Source organism: Paenibacillus sp. FSL P2-0136 (assembly GCF_037975325.1).
GTDB classification, from domain to species: Bacteria; Bacillota; Bacilli; order Paenibacillales; family Paenibacillaceae; genus Paenibacillus_AQ; species Paenibacillus_AQ silagei.
Genome location: NZ_CP150244.1, coordinates 5,097,112 through 5,118,912 on the forward strand (window position 1 = coordinate 5,097,112; position 21,801 = coordinate 5,118,912).

Sequence of the window (21,801 nt, forward strand, 5' to 3'; positions counted from 1 at the left end):
TAGAATCAGACCCAGTATACCGCTTCTTGTCCCTGCTGATCTATATATTCGATAACAGTCTTATAATTCTGCAGGTTAATATGCAGCCGGCAATATGCTGTTCCCTGCTCCCACATCAGCCTGATTTCATCCGCCTCTGCCTCAAGCACCCGGAAGGTTCCATGGAAGGCGCTATATTCATTCCGGAAGCGGATCAGCTTCATCAGACGCTGCACGACCTCCCGCTCACTCTCCGTTTCAATTTCCTCTAGCGTATAGTTATGGCGGTTAATCTCCCGGCCTTCCCCCGTCAGGGCGACCTGCTCCAGATCATTTCGGCCAGCCAGCAAGCCTACATAATAGACCTGCGGAATACCCGGTGCGAAGAATTGAATCGCCCTTGCTGCCAGGTACGCATCGTCATCCTCATTCAGTGCGCTGTAATAGGTGCAGCGGATCTGATGGACATCGAAGCCATCCGGGGCCTTATGCTCCTCGGACAGAATCAGGCTCAGGTTCGCTCCGCGCTCCACGCAGAGATCCACCAGCTCCCGGGCTTCCTTGGTATCGATCAGATCATCCAGGTCGGGCTTCACCGGAACACCGTCATGACAGTCCAGCATCGTGAACTGCTTAGGCGAACGGGTCCGCAGATAGTCGTACAGCGCCGTATTGGATCTGCCGGTAAGCGCCTCAAGCACGCGGTAAGGCAGAATGAAATCATAGATCCAGCAGCCGTATTCCGATAGCTTGGTCTGGATACTGTGATGCGCATGTACCTCCGGCAGCAGCTCTATATCCAGCGAGTCGGCCATCTCTTTGATCCAGTCCAGGAATTCATAGATCTCCGGCTCCACATAGAAACAACTGGTGCCCAGCTTCTTGATCACGTACCCGACCGCATCCAGCCTGACAATCTTGACATTCTGCTCTTTGAAGTTCAGGAAGAACTGCCGCAGCAGGTCGCGGGTGAGCGGAGAATGGATATCCAGATCAATCTGCTCGGAAGGATCCGTTTTGCCAAAAGTGGTCCAGACCTTCTCTTCCACCCCTCCGGAGGTAGTGAACGTAGAATAAGGCAGCGGCCGCCGCAGGAACATCTTCTCGATATCCGTACGCACAGGCTCGCCATTCTCCCAGATCTTGTCCAGGGTGATGAACAGATCCGCATATTCCGAAGCCCGGCCATGCTCCAGGAAGTCCTGGAAATACGGCGATTGCCTGGAGATATGATTGACCATCAGATCCACCAGCACATCGAATTCTTCCCCGATGCTGCGGATGTCCTCCCAGCTGCCGAATTCCGGCTCGATCTCCAGATAAGTCAGCGGCGCAAAGCCGCGGTCCCCCGAAGAAGGAAAGGGCGGAAGGATGTGAATCCCCCCGGCAAACAGCCCGGCGAAGGGACCGCGCAGCACCTGATGGAGCTGCTTCAGGTCTCCGCCCAGGGAATCGGGATAGGTAATTAACTGTACTTGATTCTTCAGTGTCATCTTAAGAAGCCTCCTACAGGTTGAATTGTTGCTTAATGACCGCAAGCGCAGGCAGATCGACTACCGCACCGGTGAATTTCAGTTTGTACGCGCTGACAGCAGATCCAAGCTCCAGCGCTTCTGTGAGCGTATACCCTTTGATAATAGCTGTATAGAATCCGGACCAGAAGGCGTCTCCTGCTCCCGTCGTATCTTCAATCTGCGTCGCCTTGGTCGCAAAGGACATCGTTTCGCTGCCGGTGGAGACGAGTGCCCCGTCCTTGCCCAGCGTCAGAATGACCAGCTTCGCGCCAAGCGCAAGGAATCTGGCGATCTGCTCCTCCGGCGTGCCGGGACCGAACAGACGCTCAGCGTCATCCTCGGAAGGCTTGATGATATCCACCTTCGGGATGATGCTTTTGACATAGGCTACCCCGTCCTCCCCCTTCTGCCAGATCGAGGGATGATAGTTGGGATCGAAGCCGATCAGCACCTTATGCTTCCGCGCCGTCTGGATCACCCGCTCCACCGCCCTACGGGACGGGGTCCTGGAGATCGGCCAGCAGGAGAAGTGGACAATTCTGGAATGAATCAAGGCTTGCTCCAGCGCCTCATTGTACTCCAGCCGGTAATCCGCTGCACGGTAAAAGATCGGAACCGGCGTAGCCTGACTCTTGGTAATCACCACCATACTGGTAGAATCATCGACCTGCTGGATGCCGCTTGTTGCCATTCCGGCGCTCTGCAGCCGGTTGATCAGATAGTTGCCCAGGCTATCCCTGCCCACCGCCGAAGCCACATGCGACCGGATGCCCAGCTTCCCCGCATTAATGGCAATATTTGAAGGCGATCCGCCAAAATAACGGGTATATCCATCACCTACCGTATCCTCGCCGTACTCATTGGAGATCATATCCACGAGCAGCTCGCCCACTGTTAACACATCGTTCGCCTTATCTTCAAATGGTATTGTCTCTCCGAGTTTAAACACCCGCACTCCCCCTTGGTACTCCAGTATCCTTGTGTCATATCCATTCTATGGTCTCTGTGTACACAATACTTTCAAAAACCCGTCCTCTTTTTACAATTTAAGAGTTCAAGGCTCTTGCCAGGGCATGGATGTATCCCTCTCTGGCTCTGCGGCTGACTTCGGCTGCAGGGACAACATGCTCGAAGCCATGATAGCCCCCCGGGTAGAGATGAAATTCCACTTCTACACCGGCCTGTGCCAGCCGGGCCACATAGTCAATCGTCTCATCACGGAACGGGTCGAGCTGTCCGACGCAGATATAGGCGGGCGGAAGTCCCGCCAGTTGATCCGCACGGCCGGGTGCCGCATACGGGGAGGTGTCTGCGCCTCCGGCAGGGCCGCCCAGGTACATCTCCCACGCCACCAGGTTGTTCGCCCGGTTCCACACCGCCGGGTGTGTGACCTCATAACTCGAAGGTGTAATGTTGCGGTCATCCAGCATCGGATACAGCGGAAGCTGGAAGCAGAGGGCAGGACCGCCCTTGTCTCTCGCCATCAGGGCCAGAGCCGCTGCCAGACCGCCGCCTGCACTCGCTCCGCCCACGGCAATCCGGGCCAAATCGATGCTCAGCCCATTGTTGATATCGGCCAGCCACACAAGCGCTGCATAAGAGTCCTCAATGGCTGCCGGGTACGGATGCTCCGGCGCAAGGCGGTAATCGGGCGACACGACCACACAGTTGGCCGCGAGGACGAAGCTCTCGCATAACGCATCGTCACCGCTCGGCTGGCCCAGAATATAGCCGCCGCCATGGGTCCAGAGCAGGGCAGGCAGCTTATGTTCACTTCGCTGAGCCGGTTCATAAATTCTGACCCGAACTGGCCCGGAACCGGCAATCAGAACCCGTTCCGTAATGCGGACGCAGTCCGACTGTTCTGTAGGCAACGGGATATTATTCCGGGCTGCGGCCAGATCCTCCGGCAAATGCAGCGGCGGCAGGCCAGCGATCCCTTCCCGTAATTCCGGGGCTACGCGGTAAATGAAATCCATATATATTTCCTCCATATCGTTCGAATGTGAATGAATCCTGCGTGCTTCAAGTGGTCCCCTTCTCCGATAACCGGACGGGAAGAATCGTCTCCAGCGGAACCGGCTCGCCGGCAATCTGCTGAAGCAGATATTGAACAGCCAGCTCGCCCATCTTCTTGATCGGCTGGACGATAGTAGTCAGATCCTCCGCCTCCAAGGCAGCAATTCCGTCATAGCCTACGACCTTGACTTGACCGGGCACGGCTCTGCCCAGCCTTCTGCACTGCTTCAGCACCTGTAGCGCCAGCATATCGCTGCTCGCGAATACGCCGTCCAGCTCAGGGCGTTCCTCAAAAAGACTGCTGACCAGCTTCTCGTAATCCTTATACTTAAATCCGTTCAGATCGGTTTGCCGGACTGTATACTCCACATCTTGCCTCTTGACCTGCTCCAGGAAGGCGTCATGCCTTTGCTTGGCCAGCAGATTGAGGCGCAGATTCCCGCTGAGATAGGCGATGCTCCGGCATTTTTTGCGCAGCAGCAGCCGGGTGGCCAGCACTCCCCCCTGATAGTTATCCGAGGCAATGAACGGAATCGACTTAGAAATCTGCCGGTCCAGCGACACCAGCGGCAGGCTGATTGACTTATAATCGTTCACGCTCATCGTATGACTGCCCATGATAATGCCGTCAACCCGGCTGGCCCGCAGCAGATCGATGTATTCCTTTTCTTTTTTCTTGTGATGCAGGGAATTGCACAGCATAAGCTTATAGCCTTGTTCATAGGCATAGGCCTCAATATGCTTGGTTACCTCTCCGAAGAACGGATGGGAGATATCCGGCAGAATCAGGCCGATCATATTGGACTTCTTGCGCAGCAAGGAGCGTGCCACCTCACTCGGATGGTAATTCAGCTCCTCCATGGCATCGTTCACCTTTTGCTTCAGACTCTCACTGAGGTATCCCCGGTTATTCAGCACACGGGAGACGGTAGTGACGGAGACGCCGACCTTCTCGGCAACATCTTTGATGGTTACAGCCATCCGTACCTCCTGACCCGGGTCAGCCTTCTTCCTCTGTTCAGCAGAACAAGGCAAGGTTCTATGTTAACCGGTTGATATAATAGGGCAGCAGCAGCTTCAAAACTGTAAGAATGGCTTAATTGCAATCTGTACAGCTAAATCGCCGGATATACTGGCGAATCTCAGTTTAGCTGTATTCCGTGCAATTAAAATACCTCTATACCTGGATTTTCGCCCATTCCAGCAAATTTAGTTGTATGAAATACAGTTAGGAGAGGAATACCTTCCTTTTCACTGTTTTTAGTTGCACCGAATACACTTATCTCTGATTATGCGAAAAACCGAACCTAATAGGTTAGGTGATTTCCTCTTAATGATCCAATCCATAAATTTAAACCTGACGCTCTATTAAGGCAGACACTGGCAGAGAAACTGCCAGTCCTGAGTATCAGGTCGTGCCACGCTCCACAGCCGTTACCGGGAACGTGTTCACCATCGCCACCGCCTGGCCCTCGATCTGCCGGACCGCCAGCTCCATAATGGCTTCGCTCATCTCTTGAATCGGCTGCCGTACAGTGCTTAGACGCGGTGAGATCATAGAAGCCAGCTGCACATCATCATAGCCCACAATGCGCATCGCTGAAGGAATCTCCTTGCCGAGCAGGTTGCAGGCATGAATGACCTCGGCGGCAATCACATCACTGCTGGCAAATACGCCGTCGATCTCAGGATGCTCCTGGAGGTAGGCGGCAATGGCGGTGTCCCCTCCGGTATAGCTCCCCTCATTGACCTCCAGCTGCAAGTACAGCGGCGCAAGCCCGGCGCTCTTCAGCTCTTCTTCGTACCCCTGCCTTCTCAGGCCGGCCAGCATGAAGTGATGCTGGGGACCGTCGATCCCCCGCTGGATATAGACCGTGTGCCGGCAGCCCTGGCCGGTTAATAACCGGGCAGCCAGCCGGCCGCCCTCCAGATTATCCGAGGTGACCACGGGGATATCCTCCGAGATTACACGGTCGAAGGAGACGATCGGCAGGTCCAGGTGAAGATAATGCTGCACATCCAGCACGGCACTGCCCATGATGATGGCGTCAACCTGATTTTTTTTGAGCATCTCGATATAATCCACTTCCTTGGAGACGTTGCGGTTGGAATTGCAGAGCAGCAGCTTGTAGCCCTTAAGGTCTGCGTAATATTCGAGATAGGCGGTCAGCTCGGCAAAAAAAGGATGGGAAATCGCCGGGATGATCAGCCCGATCATATTGGATTTTTTGCGGAACAGGGCCCGGGCCATTTCATTCGGCTGATAGTTCATTTCCTTCATCACCCGGTAGACCTTCTCCTTCGTCTTGTCACTGATATACCCTCTATTGTTAAGGACTCTGGACACTGTATTCACAGAAAGTCCTGCCTGCTTCGCAACATCCTTCAGATTCGCCATAGAAACCACCTTGCTTTTTAGTTCCAATTATAGATGAATTTCGCATGGATTTCAGCTATTGAAGCGTAATCGTCACTGCGGTGTACATTGGGACTTCCCCGCTCCCCCTTACTTCAGCGCCCCTTCTGTGATCCCTTTGATGATCTGTTTTTGCAGGAACAGGTAGATGATCAGCACGGGAATGATCGTCATAATCAGCCCGGCCATCAGCGGCGCATAGTCCACAGAATAGGAGGAGAAGAAGGTATACGTGGACAGCGGCAGTGTCTTCTGATCCGGTGACAGCAGCACCAGGCTGGGCAGAAGATAGTCATTCCAGATCCAGAGCACATCGAGTACCAGCAGGGTGACGAACACCGGCTTCAGCAAGGGCAGCACAATACTGAAAAACGTCCGCAGCGTACTGCTCCCTTCGATAAACGCCGATTCTTCCAGCTCATAAGGAATCCCTTTGATAAAGCCGTGGAACGTGAAGACGCCAAACGGCACTCCGAAGCCGAGATACATGAACAAAAGCGTTAGCTTGGTATTCAGCAGCCCCATATTTCCGTACAGCATGACCATTGGAATCATCAGCACCTGGAAGGGCAGAGCCATGGAGGCCAGCATGAGGAAGAAGAGGATGGAATTCACCTTCCATTTGTAACGGACGAATAAGTACCCGGTCATCGCCGAGAAAATAATAATGATAGTAACGGAAATCCCCGTAATGATCAGCGAGTTCATGAACCCCTGCATAAAGTCCATATTGTCAAAAGCGCTGGCATAGTTCTTGAAATTAATCGTTGTCGGCAGCGACAGCGGGCTCTCGAAGAATTGCTGGGTGGTCTTGAAGGAGTTCATAATAATCAGCAGGAACGGTGTTAAAAAGGCCAACAGCAGCAGGTACAGGAATCCTGTCCGCAGGCCCGGGAGGATACGCCGGTTAGCATTCATTAAGATTCCACCTCCAGCTTCTTCAGCAGATAGGATTGCGTCAGGGCGATAATCGCGACGACAGCGAACAGAACGACTGCCTCTGCCTGGCCGACACCGTATTGATTGGACAGGAAGGCTTTTTGCACGATATGGTAGGTGGCCAGCTCCGTTGAATTGAACGGTCCGCCCTTGGTTAACGCCAGGTTGATGTCATACGTTAAGAAGGATCGGGACAGGGAGATGAAAATACAGATGACGATCGCAGGAACCGTCAGCGGCAGGATGATTCTACGGATCACTGAAGTCCGCCCCGCTCCGTCAATGCTCGCCGCCTCCAGTACATCATTCGGAACGCCTGTGAAGCCCGCGATATAAATGATCATCAGATACCCGACCAGCTGCCAGGCGGTCGCAATGATCAGCGCCCAGAATGCCGTCCCCGTATTCGTCAGCCATGAGGTCTGAAACAGCTCCCAGCCGTATTTAGCGCCAAGGTAAGGCAGCACCTGTGAGAAAAGCGTCTGCCACAGGTAGCCGAGTACGATCCCGCCGACCAGATTGGGTGTGAAGAACCCTGTCCGCAGCCATTGTTCCCCTCTCCCGCCTCTCGTCAGGGCGAGTGCGATGAAGAAAGCGAACACATTGGCAATCACCACGGTGAAGAAGACATACTTCAGTGTGAACCACAGCTGCTGAAGGAACACCTTATCCCGGAACACCTCCAGATAATTCGTGAAGCCGATCAGGCTGCTGTCGCCTGTCCGGACATCCCAGTTCGTGAAGGTCAAATATAAGCCGACGATGAACGGTATAATCACAACGGCGGCAAAAGCGAAGATAGAGGGACCTCCGAAGACCAGAAACGTCCCCGCATTCTTCAGTGATAGCTTTTTGTTCATAGTGCTGCCCCCTTTCCTCTTAACAGGCTGAACTGGAGAATTTTTTATGTTTTGGGATTAGCCGCGACTCCAGAGAAGTTTTGGACTTCCGGCCGCTGCCCTTCTGCAGATTTCTTGATTTTAAACCGTTGTTAATGGTTGAAATCCGCACCAAGCATATGCTTCCGATGCGAGCTTTCCTACGGAAAGCTTTCAGGCGGTCGCTATCGCTCCTTCAGTTCCAAAATTCCCCTCCGCCACTTTTCCCTTAACTTAAGTCTTCAAGTTCAATAAATAGAGATTCTCTATTTCCCTGCATACGATTTCCAGTAATCCTGAACCTCCTGCGCCAGCCCCTGGCGGTCGATATTGCCTACCAGATACTTCTGCATCGCAGCGCCGGTCTTGGCCCAATAATCCTGCGGCAGGTAATTGATGACACCGATGTTGATAATCTTCCCTTGCTTCACGTATTCGCTGACAGCGTTAGACATGACGTTCGTGCTCTTCGCCTTAAGATCCTTGTACGGCATGGACAGCCCCATATCGGTAATAATGGCCTTTTGCCCGTCCTCGCTGCTGACCATCCATTCGATGAACGCTTTAGCGGCTTCCTGCTGCTCAGGCGTTGACTTCGAATCATCGATGGCGAACAGCTTAGGCTCGCTGTAGGCGACTTGCGCGTTGCCGAAATCCTCTGGATTATTGCTAATAGGCAGCGGCAGGATACCGAAGTCGGCATCGCGGCCTTCCAGTGTTCCGATGACCGCCCAGCTCCAGTCTCCCATGAAGTAGAAGGCGGCAGCTCCCTTGGCGAAATCCGCGCTGTCGCGGTTATAATCGGCAACGAGCGGGTCACTCTTACGCGCGTTGTATTTTTTCAGCAGATCGAAGGTATCCATCAGTCCGGTGAACTGCGGATTCTCCGTCAGTTGAACCTGCCCGTTCTTCAGCTCCTCCACGAACTTCCGGTTGTCCTCCACCTTCTGCGACCGCAGGGAATACGTCAGTCCCAGATAGTGGGCGCCAAGCGACCAGTCTGCTCCGTGAAGCATGACCGGTGCTTTGCCGGAGGCTTCGATCTTCTTGAAAATCGCTTCGAGATCATCACGGGTCTTCACCGATGCAGGATCAAAAGCACCGCCGATACCCTCTTCTACCGCACGCTTGTTGTACAGCAGACCGTAGCCTTGGGCAGTCCAAGGAATACCCAGGAATTGTCCGTCCAGCAATGCGCCATCGATGGCTCCCGGATTGGTCAGCGCTTCATACTTCGCCTTCTCCGGCTCTAAATCCAGAAAATCATCCTTATATTGAAGTATGGTGCCTGCATCCAAGTTCACGATTGTCGCCGGATTGCCGGAGGCCAGCAGGGATTGGAACTTCTCAAGCTGCGCGCCGCCGATCGGTGTAGGAATCAGTTCAATCGTCACCTGCGGATTCTGCTCATGATACTTCTTGAACAGCTCCTCGAACACTGTGTTCACTTCTGCGGAGGTATTGAAGAACGTGAGCTTAACGTCCTTGGAGGCTTGCTCTGTTTGTTTTCCCTCATTCCCCTTGTCTTCCTTGCCAGCATTGGTTGCTGAATTCCCTTTGGAGCAGCCTGCCAGTAACCCGGTGACCACCGTCAGAGCGATAGCGAAGCTTGCAGCTTTTCTCAATTTCAACTGAATTCCCCCCATACTTATAATTGTTTTGAATGCGCATACATTTCGGATGCAATTTTATGATAACCGGTTAACATATTTATGTCAATCGGTTATCATATTTAAATTTTAGCTAATCAAGAGGAGTCAATATGGCTCTTGCAGCGGGAAAAAAGCATCGGGCCTATACGCCCACATGGCTGCTGATTGTATTCGGTTTTTCGCATACATTTCGCCCTCAGCCCCCGCAGCCGCCGATTGTATTCGGTTTTTGGTATACATCCGGCCCGCGCACCGCTTCCGGTCCAATTGTGGTCGGTTTTTCGATTACATTTAGTCCCCACGCCGCTTCCAGTCCAATTGTAATCGGTTTTTCGACCACATTCCGCCCACGCGTCTCCGCCGCGCCCAATGTAATCGGTTTTTCGACCACATCCGGCCCACGCACCTCCGCCGCGCCCAATGTGGTCGGTTTTTCGATTACATCCGGCCCACGCACCTCCCCCGCTCCAATTGTAATCGGTTTTTCGATTACATTCCGCCCCCCCCAGCGCTCGCCGCTGCCTATTGTGTTTGGTTCTAGCAGGCCAGCAGCAAAAAAGGCCCCAGCCCAAATTGAGCCGAAGCCTTTCCCCCTACAATTTCCCCCGGTAATCCTGCGGCGTCATGCCGAACTGCTCCTTGAACACTTTGATGAAATATTGGCTGTTGGCGTAGCCTAGCTGCTCGGAGATCTCATAGATCTTCAGCTCGGAGTTGCGGAGGCTGGCCACGGCCTGCTCCATCTTCCTATTCAGGATATACTCGCTGATGCTGATCCCGCTGACCTGCTTGAACAGTCTGGAGACATATGCCGGATGAAGCGAGACCGCGTCCGCAACGAATTGCTGGCTGGCCTCTGCCAGATTAGACGCGATACAGCTCTGCATCTCCTTGACGATGCCCATCCGGTTATTCTGTGTATCCCGTTCGAGCTTGCCCTGCAGGGTATCCACCAGCGCCTCACCCCAGCTGACCAGTTGGGACACGGAACGGAAGAGGGTCTTATCCAGCAGCTCCCGCCCGACCAGATCGGACAGCAGGCTATGATTCTTATGGGCAATATAGTGAAAGGAGCCGAGAATCATAGTACGGATCTCCTCAATATATTCTTCGTTATACGACGGCAGGTTGTTGCTGAATTCTCTCAACTGCTGCAGCCGTTCCTTATACCCCTGCCACTGGCCGGTCTCCAGCAGATGCATCAGTGTCGGGGAAGCATATAAGTCCTTGAGCGGCTGGACCGGCGAGCTCTTCTGCTTGTCCGTCAAGGAGATGAAATAGCCCTGGTCATTGCCCACTTGCTGTCTTAACGCCGACTGGGAATCCTCATACATGGCGCGGATATCCAGCGGGAATTCCCCCGGGTAGGACAGAATAACCGAGATTCCGCCATTCAGATATTCATTCACACTGCTGTGCAGCTGATGGGTATTATGGGTTAGCTGCTTGAGAATCTTGTCCGGGTCAACCGCCCCCGCTTCACTGCTCTTCACAATAAACACCAGGTTCTCGTAAGCATCCCGGCCATGCCACAGCTCGAAGCCCGGGCCCAGCAGCTCGCAGGCAATGTTCGTCACCGCGTATTCAAAGAGCAATTGGCTGTCCGGCCCGAAGTTCGTGAAATGCTCCTCCAGACGGATCAGAATCAGGAAGACCCGGTCGTTCAGCTGAAAATCAATCTGATATCCGCTAAGCTTGTCCTTCAGCCATTCCTGCGGATAGGATTTGCCCTGAATCAGCTCGGCCAGCAGCTTATCCTTCAGCGCCGGGAGATGCTCCCGGAAGGCCAGCATCGCCTGCTCATAAGATGCCGTCCGGTCGATTTCCTTCTTAATCGTCTTAATCGTGCTCTCCAGAGCAGCACGCAGCTTCTGGTGATCCAGCGGCTTAACAAGATACTCTGCCACCCCATACTGAAGGGCTTCCCTGGCATATTCGAACTCGGCGTAGCCGGTTAGCAGAATACACTTGATTCTCCGGTGGGTCTTCCGCACCTGCTTCACCAGCTCCAGCCCGCTCATCCCGGGCATGGCGATATCCGTAATGACTATATCAACCGGGTATTGCCCGATCATCTGCAACGCCTGGGCGCCGGAGTAGGCTTTATATACTTTTTCAATCCCGAAGTCCTGCCATGGAAAAGCAAGCTCCAGATCATCTACGACATATTGTTCATCATCTACCAGCAGAATTTGCAGAATGAGCTTCTCCCTCCTTTTCAATCCGAATCCGGTAACAGGTGCCTTCGGACAGCACGGAGTCTACGGATAACCCGGAGTCCTTGCCAAAATACAATCGCAGCCGCTGATTCACATTCCTTAGCCCCGTTCCGAGCTGTTCATTGCTGATAATATTATCCTCGATATGGCGGCGGACCGCGCCGAGCCGTTCTTCCGTCATGCCGATTCCGTTATCCTTCACGGTAATCAGAAGATACGAATCATCTTCCTCGGCGGCAACCGAGATGATGCCGGGCCTCAGGCCCGGTTCAATGCCATGCTTAATGCAGTTCTCCACGAGCGGCTGCAGAATCATCCTTGGCAACCGGTATCTGCCCGCCTCCGCTGTGACACCGAATTCGAAGGTGATCTCTCTTTTGCGCAGGTGGACCATGTGCAGATAATGCTCGACGAAATCCAGTTCATCCTGGAGCGTAGAATCCAGCTGTTCAATCTTATGAATGTACCGGCAGTAGGAAGCCAGATGCAGCGTCATCGCGGTGACCGCATGATAATCTTCGATGCTTGCTTTGCTCTGAATGAAATTCAGGCAGTTATAGAGAAAATGCGGATTAATCTGCGCCTGATACTGCTTCAGCTTCGCTTCCTTCACTTCAAGCTCGCCCAGCAGAACCTGCTCGATCAGTGTCTGGGTATTCTCCGCCATCCGGTTAAAGGAATTGCCCAGCACCTTGAACTCATTGACCTGCAGATCGACGGCACGGCTGGAAAAGTCGCCCCGGTCGAACCGGTCGATCGCCTTGCGCAGCATAATCACCGGCTTCTGCACCTGACGGCGAAGAAGCAGCGTGTAGAACATAATACCCACCAGCACCACCAGTACCGCATAGAGGAACAGCCGGTTATTGCGGTTAATCGGTTCGATATACTGGCGCTTGGGATAGGCGTCTATGAAATACAAATCCAGCATGTCCGACTTCATATAGTTAATCAGATACTCTGCACGATTCTCTGTAGCGGAGATGGTTCCCCTGTTCCCGTTAATCCCAGGACTGATCGACTGTAACAGCTCCTGCGGAAATGCTGCCCCCGGCTGAATAAAGGCCCGCTCAGAGGCATCGTACAGCAGCGGCATACCGGAGACATACTGATCCATCATTTTCACCAGATTATCCAGCGAAATCCTGACTTCAATTAACAGCGAGCTGATATGACTGCGCATGATATTGGAGTAATATCCCTTGCCTTCCTTATCCATGTGCAGCACCCAGCGGTTCCGCGCCTGCTCCGGGGGGCTGAAGGTGCTGAAGGAGAAGGAGGAATCAGAGGATACCGTCTCTTTCTCATCCTCATAGTACAGAATAACCGTATTCTTCCAGGAGGTAGAGGCGGTGTTCAGGGCGAGCTTATCGATGATGGTCAGCTTCATCTCATATTTGGAATATTGATCCCCGAACTTCAGAATATAAGGATATCCACGCACAGACTGGTCCTGTGACAAAGTAATGGTATTTGTCAGCACCTGTTCAAATTGCGTGGATAGCTGGGAGGTCATGAATTCAACCTCGTACATTTTATTTTTTCTCAGCTCATTCTGAATGTCCTTCACGTTCAGCCGGTAGATGAGCCAAAACGCACCTACGATAATCAGCAGCATCAGCATCAGAACAAACGACAGCCACTGAAAGATAGACAGACGATATTTCACATTGCCCTCCTCCAAATGAAAGGACGGCCTGGGGGCCGCCCTGATTCTCCGTATCTTTACTTCGATAGAGATTGATACCATTCATTGACCTCTGTGGTCACTTTATCACCGCCTGTAGTTTTCCATTTCTCTACAAAGGTATCGAATTCGTCTACCGGCGCTTTGTCATAAATAATTTTGTTCAGAATTTCCTTCTCCAGCTTCTCCAGCATATCTCCACGGGAGAGCTGAGTTTCAGTAGGCGTACCTGTGAACATCTCAGGCATTACACTGTCCTTCTGATCGACGATGATTTTGGCTGCTAAGATCTGCTCAGGAATACGCTCGGACAGATTCTTCTCATACTGGTTAGCAGGCTCAGCGCCGCCGGCCAGCTTGGCCAGTGTATTCATCATCAGGTTAGGAATAATGGCTCCATCGTAAGTCAGGGTATAACGGATCGCATCCACCCAGCCGCCTGGAATCTTATCCGTATCCTGCTCTTTCAGGACGGTTCCGTCTTCAGCGATATCATAATCGTAGCCTTTGGCGAAGCCGTTCACGAAGGTTGTACTGTCCGGGTTAGCCCAGTTATCAAACAGATAGTTCTGGTAGACGAAGAATGCGTCTTTATGCTCCATATCCTTGTTGATCAATACAGCACCTGAGGCGATCTTCGTGCCGTGTCTGCCTACCTTGCCATCCGGGCCTGCCGGAAGCGGATAAGCCTTATGCACTGCACCTGGAACGTTCTTCTGCAGATCCGGCAGCGGCCAGCCTGTCATCCAGTAAGGGCCGACAATGATACCGGCTTTGCCTGCTGTAAAAGCTTCTGTTGCTTTGTTCTCATCATACAGACCGGATTCGGAGGAGATATAGCCTTCTTTCATCCATTTCTGCATCGTTGCCAGGCCTTCCTTCATCTCCGGCTGGACAGAGCCGTAAGCGAGCTGGTTGTCCGCCGTCTTGTTCCACTGGTTAGGCATGGCGCCGAACATCCCGAAGACCCATCCGGCTTCCGACATCCATGTGTTCAGGTTGTTTTTGAAGCCCACAGCCAGTCCCGTTGTATCCTTCTTGCCGTTGCCGTCAGGGTCCTGGTTCGTGAACGCATCGAGCACGGTTTCCAGCTCAGCCAGATTCGTCGGAGCCTTAAGGTTCAGCTTCTTCAGCCAATCCTCACGGATATACATAACCGGGTCATTATTATAAGCGTTTTCCAGAATCGGGATCCCCATCCGCTTGCCGTCTCTCATGTAGGGATTCCATACGGTTGGCTCTTCGGCCATCGCTTTTTTGTAGATATCGGAAGCATATTTGTCGAACAATTCGCCTGCATCGGTGAACTGGCCGCTGTCAATCAGATCAGAGATCAGGGAAGGGCTTCCACGGAAAGAGATGATGTCCGGCATTTTTTCACCTGAGGTCAGCATCAGGCGCAGCTTGGTTTCATAGGCGTTGTTCTGGTCACTTACGGTCCAGAGATACTTGATATCAATGCCCAGCGTATCCTTGGCCCATTTGGTGTGCACGTTATTTTCAATATTTTCGCCATTCTTGAATTTCAGGCTGCTTGCGATGGGAAATACGGTTGAGATGGTTACCGGTTCTGTATATTTGCCATTCTCAAAGGGAGCCGAATACATAGCGTCTTCGCTTGCCGCCGGCTTGTTGTCCCCTTCCGCCTTCTTGTTGTCAGCATTTCCGCCGCATCCGGCCAGCAAGCTGCCCAGCATGACTGTGGATAACACTGCCGCCGCAGAGAATTTCATTTTCTTTATCATTTAATCTTGCACCCCTTTAATTAAAATTTAATCATATTAATTATATGAGTCAATCTTTTTCAGCTTTCAGCGCGTGCATCACCCCCTTTAATAGGAAGGACGGCTATTCCTTAACCGCCCCGAGGACAATTCCCTTCACGAAGAAACGCTGCAGGAATGGGTACACGATGAGGATCGGTGCCATCCCGATAAAGATCTGAGCGGCTTTGACCGTTCTTTGCGAGATATTCTCCAGATCCTCCGGCCGTACAGTCACCTTACTGAAGTCCTGCTGGACAATGACTGACTGCAGGAAGGTCGCCAGCGGATAGTTGCGGTGATCCGTCATATACAGCAGGCCGTCGAACCAGGAGTTCCAGTGACCGACAATCGTGAACAGCGACAGTGTAGCAATAGCCGGCATAGATACCGGGAGATACACGCTGAACAGTGTTCTGAAATGACCTGCGCCGTCGATGAAGGCGGCTTCTTCCATTTCTTTGGGCACGGCCCGGAAGAAGTTAAGCAGCAGAATGATATTCCATACCGAGACGGCTCCCGGCAGAATCAGCACCCATAAGGAGTTCATCAGGTGCAGCTTCTGAATCAGAATGTACATCGGTACCAGACCGCCGCTGAACAGCATGGTGAAGACCAGCAGCCAGATATACATGTTCCGGCGTCTGAACCGGGCGTTCTCTTTGGACAGCGCATAGGCAGCCAGAATGACTACCCCCATGCTGAACAGCGTTCCCAGCACCGTGCGCTGCAGCGTCACCCAGATGGACCGGGTGAAATTCTCATTGGCTACAGTCTTGGTGTAGGCGTCCACTGTGAAATCTACCGGCCACAGACCCACCAGATTGGCATTGGCTGCCGATTTCCCGCTGAATGATACAGCAAGAACGTGAATCAGAGGGACAACACACATAATTGAAACTGCGATCATCAGGATATAGTTGAACACGGTGAAAATGCGGTAAGGTTTTGTTTTATGATACATGCCCTATTAGCCTCCATTCTAGAAAATACGGTAGTTAGCAAATTTATACGAAAGGCGGTAAGCTGTTACGATCAAGACAAAGCTGACAACGGATTTGAACAATCCGACCGCTGTGGAGAAGCTGAACTTACCGTCAACAATTCCTAGTCTGTAGACAAATGTATCGATGATGTCCCCTTTATCGAAGACAAGCGCGTTATACAGGTTAAAGATCTGGTCAAAGCCTCCGTTAAGCACGTTACCCAGCGCCAGTGTTCCTACCACGATGGTAATCGGCAGCATGGCCGGCATCGTAATCGACCAGGTCTGCTGCCAGCGTCCTGCTCCGTCTACCTCAGCCGCTTCATAGAGTGCCGGGTTAATTCCCGCCAGGGAGGCCAGGAAGACGATGGTGTTGAAGCCGAACTCTTTCCAGACATCACTCACTACAACGACAAACCGGAACCAGTTCCCGTCACCCAGGAAGAAAATCGGCTGGATGCCGAATACACTGACCAGCACCTGGTTGATCAAGCCGCCGTCTCTGGCCAGCAGGTCGGAGAGAATACCGCCTAGGATCACCCATGAAAGGAAGTGGGGCATATAGACAATGGTTTGTACCATTTTTTTGAATGCCATCTTGCGGATCTCATTCAGCAGCAGTGCGAATAAGAAAGGAACGATCAGGTTGGCGATCATTTTCAGACCGGCAATAATCAGTGTGTTCCAGATGATCTGAACGTTCTCGGGAATACTGAACAGATATTCAAAATGCTCCAGCCCCACCCACTTGGAGGCGCTAAAGCCTAAGCCCGGCTTGTAATTCTTGAAGGCAATCGCAAGGCCCGTCATTGGAATATAGGCGAAGATCACGGTTAGGATCAAAGCCGGCAGAACCATCAGATCGAGACTAAGGTTCTTGGTCCATTTCGATTTTTTTCGGGGACTCCCCGCATTGACATCCAGTTTCTCGCCTTTTACGCTGGCTGGCGTAACCATGTTTTTCATGCTTCTGCTCCCCTTTGCTGGTCAACGTGTATCCGTTTACTTTGTTTATAAATTAATCATACCTAGCCGGACATGACAGATACATGATAAATACAAAGCATTGATAACAAAATGATAACCATGTTAAATTACTCCCATCACAAAAAGCAGCGGCCCCCTTACCTGGGAGAACCGCTGCTCGAATCAATGCTATAGACTTGCGGACACTACTCTACTAATTGAGACTGATTATCCGGTATACTACCAAGGCAGCCTGCTCCTTGGTCATCTGGGCCTTCGGCAGGAAGTTGCCGTTCTGTGCGCCTTGGATGACTCCGGCAGCCCGCAGCTTCTCTATTGCGCCTGAAGCTTCCGCGCTCAACTGGTTCAGATCCTTGAAGCTGTGAACAGCAGCGGAATCGTCCTTCAGTATGATTTGCTCTAGCTGGACGAGCCGGTTCAGCATGACCGCCATTTCCTGACGGCTGAGTGTAGCGTTAGGACTGTAGAGCCCATCTGCTCTACCTTTTACAATACCTAAGGCTCCTGTAATGTTAATAGCCTCGGCATATGGGGAATCCGTACTGACATCCTTGAAGCCTGGAGCGGCTGTTGCAGCCTGAAGGTCAAAAGCATCGACCAGCAGCTGGGCAAATTCCGCCCGGCTCATCAATACCCCCGTCTCATAGGAAGCCTCTGCTCCCAGAGGAAGTATTCCTTTTGCAGCCAGAGCTTCAACACTCTCGGCTGCCCATTTGCTGCTCTTGTGATCTGGCAGCTTCACCGTGGCAACCACATATTGTCCAAGCTCCTTGGTCTTGAAGGAGACATAGCCTGTAGCCGGATCATACTGACGATCCTTCACAACCACAAGCCGCCCATTCTCCAGCACCTGATATACCACAAGCTGGTGCGCCCGCTCGCCTGACTTAAGTTCATAAGGCAGCAGCAGGGTAAGCGCCGTTGCGTCAACTGCTGTAATCTTGGCTCCATGGATAGTGAGCGAGAAGTCCAGTACAGCCGCTCCATTCAAGCGGGCCTTCACCGCTGCCGGCCATCCGTCCTGGGCCACACGCTTCACTTGAAGCTGTAGAACATCTCCTGCCTGTGTATCCTGCAATTTCAGCAGCTGGGTGTTCAGGCTCAGAACCGCCCCGAAGCCGCTCTCAATCTGAATCTCCTTAATCTTCGGCTGTGCGGCCAGACTCTGAAGCGGAAGCCCGAGCTGTAGCATTTCGGCTCCTGCCGCAGGTTTAACGGCGATCTTCAGAATGCCGCTGTCCAGCGACTGAAGCACCGCCTGGCGGACGGCCTCAGGCATGAGATTCACATGCAGAATTCCTGCCTTATCCGGGGAAGCCTGAACAGTCAGCTTACCGTCTGCGAAGACCGCTGCCGGAGCAGGTGCCTGGGACGATGGAGCAGAGCCAGACGATGGGGACGGGGATGTACCTTCAGTTCCCGCTTGCGGTCCCTCTGCTGGTGCCACAAAGGTCAAGATCCCGAAATTCGAGGTATCCCGCCAGGTATCCTCTCCCCTGTCATTCCACTTACTCGTACTGCGGGTGCCGTCGCCCCGATCATCATTGATCTGCAGATCAAGCCCGATGGAGCTTCCCGCCTTTGCCTTGATCATTCCGAAATTAATCTTGGCTTCTACGCGGTACCCGGTGTCCGTATGGACTACCGCGCTGGTCAATCTGCTATCCGAGGCGCCTCCGCCAAAGGACGCCACATTATTAATATTAATCCGGTATTGACCATCATCCCCCTCGTAATAAGGGGTTCTGTTGAAATTCTCATCGATGAAGATTTCCACGGAGTCCTGGTCCCATGGATTCACGGCATCCGCCTTCAGTAAGGCGTCCTTCACATCAACGATCAGGTAGAGGCTGTCCTCCGACCACATTGATCTGGCTTCTGCGGTGGTGCTGTAAGGAGAGGAAGCCAATTTAACTTCAAAAGGCTTCGCCTGCTCCCATACCGCATCCATCTGCCCGTCAATCTGCACCTGACCCTTCACTGACTCCGCTGAATTAGGCATTGCAGAGAGCTGGAGGACTCCGTAACGGCTGGTATCCGTATCCTGGGAGCTGCTTCTGTCATTCCAGTAGGCAGGAACAGAACCCGGAACACTCGCGTCACTGACACGGATATCAAGACCCAACTCCGCGCCTGCGGAACCTTTAACGGTTATAAGCGGAATTCTCGCTTCAATGATATAACCGCCCTCACGTTCTGTGCTGGTGAAGCTGACTCCTTCGGTCCCGGAGCCCGAACGCGGTAAGCTGATCTTGCGGTCATCCGGCTGATAAGCCGTAGTCTTCCCATTGTTCTCATCCAGGAAAAGCTCAACCTTGTCTTCCGCGTTCCGACTAGCATCGGTAACGTCTGCCTTCACATACAGATTGTTCGTATCCCACAGCGTATGAACCTTGGCAGTTACTGTACTGCCCTGTTCCAGCGGAATCCCTGCTGTTTTGCTCCACAGGGCTTGCCCGGCTTCGCCTGCCTGAGGTGTACCCTCAAGAGCCACGGCTACATTGTGAATGGCCGGCAACTTGGATGGGTCAACTGCCCCCCAGTAAGCAGGCTTTGCCTTCAGCTGCTCATCGAACAACATGGCATGGTTATTGTAGCTTTTCTCATCCTGCACGCCCCAGATGGAGACTGAGGAGATTGTGTCCTTGTATTTCTTGTATAGCTCAAACAGATCATTATAGCGTTTGCCCTGCCGCGCAGCGATATCTGGAGGCAGCGGGGAGGACGGGCTAATGCCCGAATCGACATCCAGCTCGGTGATCTGAATGTCCAGCCCAAGCTGCGAGAATTGCTGAATCGTCTTTTCAATCTCCGAAATGGATGGGGAGAACAGTCCGTGATGAGACTGGAGGCCCACGCCGTCTATCAGATTCTTCGCCTTGAGCGTCTTCAGCAGCTTATAGATATGCTCACGCTTTTCCGGTACCTCTGTGTAATAATCATTGTAATAGAGCTTCGCTTCCGGGTCCGCCGCACGCGCGAATTCAAACGCCTTCTCAATGTAATCCGGCCCGATCAGGGTATACCAAGGCGTGATTCTCATGCCGTCCGGACCGCCGCCATTGTCGGCAATCGCTTCGTTCACTACATCCCAGGCATAGATTTTGCCATTATAACGGTGCATAACGGTCTCAATATAACTCTGTAGACGCGTAAGCAGCAGCTCTCTGCTGGCCGGCTGGCCGTCAGGACCCGTGAACATCCACTCCGCAGCATCGACGTGCCAGAGCAGTGCGTGTCCGCGAAGTCCCATCCCGTTTGCCTGGGCAAACTCCACATATTTATCCGCACCGTCGAAGACATAGGTGCCTTCGGAAGGCGCAAGGAACTTGGGCTTCATTTCATAGGTGGCTGTGATGCTGTTGAAATGCTTTTTCAGCAGCTCTCCGTAGACCCCTTCCATTTGCCAGGAATACGCTGCGGCTCCGATGGCGAAGTCACCAGCGTAGATGTCTTTTAACGACGGAATATCCTGTTCAATGCTCAGCTCTGTAGCAGGCTGGGCGGTTACATCATCCACATAGAAGGATAAGGTATCGACGGTATCCTCTGTAATATAAGGCGTCTCCACGAACAGGTTCAGCTCGGACGGCTGGTCGCTGTACTGGAAATTCCCCTTCAGCAGATGCCATTGATCCCACTCATCAGCCTTAATGCTAACCTTATCGATCGCATTCCAGCTCTCGGAGCCGGCCTTCTTATACACTGTCATTTGCAGGCTTTTGTCGGCCTCCGGCTTCTCCTTCAGGCGGACATACAGCGAGAACTGGTAGCTCTTGCCCGGCCGCAGATGCTCCTTCACACTCAGGCTTGGCCCGTAGAAACTGCGCTCTCTTCCCTCGACCAGCATACTGTGAGTTCCCGTATTAGCCGTATCCTGACTCACCGACAACGACTCCGGACCAATCCGGTTCTTCCAGCCCTGAAGCGTTCCGTCTTCAAAATCCGTGCGCAGCCCTTCCTCCCCGTCCGGGACTTCAACCGCAGCGGCGGTAATCTTGATATCATCCAAGTAGAATGCAGTTCCTGCTGCGGCTTCCGCATAAATCTCCGTGAAGCCTACCTTATCGCCTGTAATATAAGTACCTTCCAGATAAGTCCATTCCTCAGACCATTGCCCGCCGTTCAATTCCGCTACAGCCTTCCAATCCTCGGCTTCGCCGATTTTGGTATGTACCGTGAATTTGACCGGCGCCGGAGATTTCACCCATGCTCCCACGGTGTAGGCTGTATTCGGAGTCATCTGGTCCGATAGCAACTGATTGGGCCCTTCCCAATCCTTGGTCCGTCCATCCACATACAGACTGTAGGAGCCTCCATGATAGACTTCCTTCGTTACCGTAAGCTGTTCGTCGCCTTTCTTGGTCCAGCCCTGCGCGGTGCCGTCTTCATAGTCCGAAGCGAGAACAACGGCCGGGCCTCCCTCGGCCGCCGCATGAGCCGGTGTGCGCATAGGCAGCACCGAGGCTGCGAGGACGACCAGCGCCAGCGTGAGGCTCATTATTCGTTTAGGCTTGAGCATCTGTACCCTCCTAAGAATCATCTTTATAAAGCGCTTACACAAAGAATTATAGCCGATTGGAAATCGTTTACAAATAACAATTTGATAGGATTGATAACAAAATGATAAGCGGGGCTGGGGAAATTAGCGGTTTTCCGCATACACCCGGCTCCCCCTCGCGCCAGCACATGTTTCGGACCACGCGCCTCCCCTCTGCACAATGTAATCGGTTTTTCGATTACACTTAGTCCGTATGGCACCC

The 21,801-nt window shown here is 52.8% G+C and carries 15 protein-coding genes; all 15 read right to left on the minus strand.

Features of this window, described 5'->3' with window-relative positions:
* Positions 1-5 precede the first annotated feature (5 nt).
* The 15 genes from gtfA to NYE26_RS21650 all read right to left on the minus strand — a co-directional run bounded on the left by gtfA (position 6) and on the right by NYE26_RS21650 (position 21,560).
* On the minus strand, positions 6-1,472 hold the full coding sequence (gene gtfA, locus NYE26_RS21580; protein WP_339250028.1) for a sucrose phosphorylase: 1,467 nt from the start codon (positions 1,470-1,472) through the stop codon (positions 6-8).
* A 13-nt stretch (positions 1,473-1,485) separates the two neighbouring features.
* Positions 1,486-2,442 carry a sugar kinase gene (locus tag NYE26_RS21585; protein ID WP_339250030.1) on the minus strand — a complete coding sequence of 319 codons (957 nt, stop codon included), beginning with the start codon at positions 2,440-2,442 and terminating at the stop codon, positions 1,486-1,488.
* A gap of 97 nt (positions 2,443-2,539) precedes the next feature.
* Positions 2,540-3,472, minus strand: coding sequence for an alpha/beta hydrolase (locus tag NYE26_RS21590; RefSeq protein ID WP_339250032.1), 933 nt, complete (start codon positions 3,470-3,472; stop codon positions 2,540-2,542).
* A 46-nt stretch (positions 3,473-3,518) separates the two neighbouring features.
* Complete coding sequence (locus NYE26_RS21595) at positions 3,519-4,493, minus strand: LacI family DNA-binding transcriptional regulator (protein ID WP_339250034.1); 975 nt, start codon at positions 4,491-4,493, stop codon at positions 3,519-3,521.
* A gap of 427 nt (positions 4,494-4,920) precedes the next feature.
* The gene (locus NYE26_RS21600) at positions 4,921-5,910 is read right to left on the minus strand and encodes a LacI family DNA-binding transcriptional regulator (RefSeq protein ID WP_339250036.1); all 990 of its coding nucleotides are present in this window, start codon (positions 5,908-5,910) and stop codon (positions 4,921-4,923) included.
* 108 nt (positions 5,911-6,018) lie between these two features.
* Positions 6,019-6,846 carry a carbohydrate ABC transporter permease gene (locus NYE26_RS21605; protein ID WP_209877511.1) on the minus strand — a complete coding sequence of 276 codons (828 nt, stop codon included), beginning with the start codon at positions 6,844-6,846 and terminating at the stop codon, positions 6,019-6,021.
* On the minus strand, positions 6,846-7,727 hold the full coding sequence (locus NYE26_RS21610; RefSeq protein WP_036699404.1) for a sugar ABC transporter permease: 882 nt from the start codon (positions 7,725-7,727) through the stop codon (positions 6,846-6,848). The genes NYE26_RS21605 and NYE26_RS21610 overlap by 1 nt, the downstream gene beginning before the upstream one ends.
* Before the next feature lie 284 nt (positions 7,728-8,011).
* Positions 8,012-9,376, minus strand: coding sequence for an ABC transporter substrate-binding protein (locus NYE26_RS21615; RefSeq protein ID WP_339250041.1), 1,365 nt, complete (start codon positions 9,374-9,376; stop codon positions 8,012-8,014).
* 217 nt (positions 9,377-9,593) lie between these two features.
* Entirely contained in the window at positions 9,594-9,854 is a 261-nt protein-coding gene (locus NYE26_RS21620; protein ID WP_339250043.1) for a hypothetical protein, read from the minus strand.
* Positions 9,855-9,990: 136 nt separating this feature from the next.
* Complete coding sequence (locus NYE26_RS21625) at positions 9,991-11,619, minus strand: response regulator (protein ID WP_339250045.1); 1,629 nt, start codon at positions 11,617-11,619, stop codon at positions 9,991-9,993.
* Entirely contained in the window at positions 11,573-13,285 is a 1,713-nt protein-coding gene (locus NYE26_RS21630; RefSeq protein ID WP_036724072.1) for a histidine kinase, read from the minus strand. Before NYE26_RS21630 ends, NYE26_RS21625 begins: the two co-directional genes overlap by 47 nt.
* 56 nt (positions 13,286-13,341) lie before the next feature.
* Complete coding sequence (locus NYE26_RS21635; protein ID WP_036724073.1) at positions 13,342-15,048, minus strand: extracellular solute-binding protein; 1,707 nt, start codon at positions 15,046-15,048, stop codon at positions 13,342-13,344.
* 103 nt (positions 15,049-15,151) lie between these two features.
* Positions 15,152-16,030 carry a carbohydrate ABC transporter permease gene (locus NYE26_RS21640; RefSeq protein ID WP_036724075.1) on the minus strand — a complete coding sequence of 293 codons (879 nt, stop codon included), beginning with the start codon at positions 16,028-16,030 and terminating at the stop codon, positions 15,152-15,154.
* Positions 16,031-16,048: 18 nt separating this feature from the next.
* Positions 16,049-16,909 carry an ABC transporter permease subunit gene (locus tag NYE26_RS21645; protein WP_235191831.1) on the minus strand — a complete coding sequence of 287 codons (861 nt, stop codon included), beginning with the start codon at positions 16,907-16,909 and terminating at the stop codon, positions 16,049-16,051.
* Positions 16,910-17,231: 322 nt separating this feature from the next.
* Positions 17,232-21,560, minus strand: coding sequence for an endo-1,4-beta-xylanase (locus NYE26_RS21650; protein ID WP_162174680.1), 4,329 nt, complete (start codon positions 21,558-21,560; stop codon positions 17,232-17,234).
* Between the last annotated feature and the right edge of the window lie 241 nt (positions 21,561-21,801).

Excerpts from the sequence above, each read along its gene's own strand:
- gtfA (WP_339250028.1), bottom strand. The coding sequence starts at position 1,472 with ATGACACTGAAGAATCAAGTACAGTTAATTACCTATCCCGATTCCCTG.
- NYE26_RS21590 (WP_339250032.1), bottom strand. The coding sequence starts at position 3,472 with ATGGATTTCATTTACCGCGTAGCCCCGGAATTACGGGAAGGGATCGCT.
- NYE26_RS21595 (WP_339250034.1), bottom strand. The coding sequence starts at position 4,493 with ATGGCTGTAACCATCAAAGATGTTGCCGAGAAGGTCGGCGTCTCCGTC.
- NYE26_RS21600 (WP_339250036.1), bottom strand. The coding sequence starts at position 5,910 with ATGGCGAATCTGAAGGATGTTGCGAAGCAGGCAGGACTTTCTGTGAAT.
- NYE26_RS21605 (WP_209877511.1), bottom strand. The coding sequence starts at position 6,846 with ATGAATGCTAACCGGCGTATCCTCCCGGGCCTGCGGACAGGATTCCTG.
- NYE26_RS21610 (WP_036699404.1), bottom strand. The coding sequence starts at position 7,727 with ATGAACAAAAAGCTATCACTGAAGAATGCGGGGACGTTTCTGGTCTTC.
- NYE26_RS21635 (WP_036724073.1), bottom strand. The coding sequence starts at position 15,048 with ATGATAAAGAAAATGAAATTCTCTGCGGCGGCAGTGTTATCCACAGTC.
- NYE26_RS21640 (WP_036724075.1), bottom strand. The coding sequence starts at position 16,030 with ATGTATCATAAAACAAAACCTTACCGCATTTTCACCGTGTTCAACTAT.
- NYE26_RS21645 (WP_235191831.1), bottom strand. The coding sequence starts at position 16,909 with ATGGTTCTGCCGGCTTTGATCCTAACCGTGATCTTCGCCTATATTCCA.
- NYE26_RS21650 (WP_162174680.1), bottom strand. The coding sequence starts at position 21,560 with ATGCTCAAGCCTAAACGAATAATGAGCCTCACGCTGGCGCTGGTCGTC.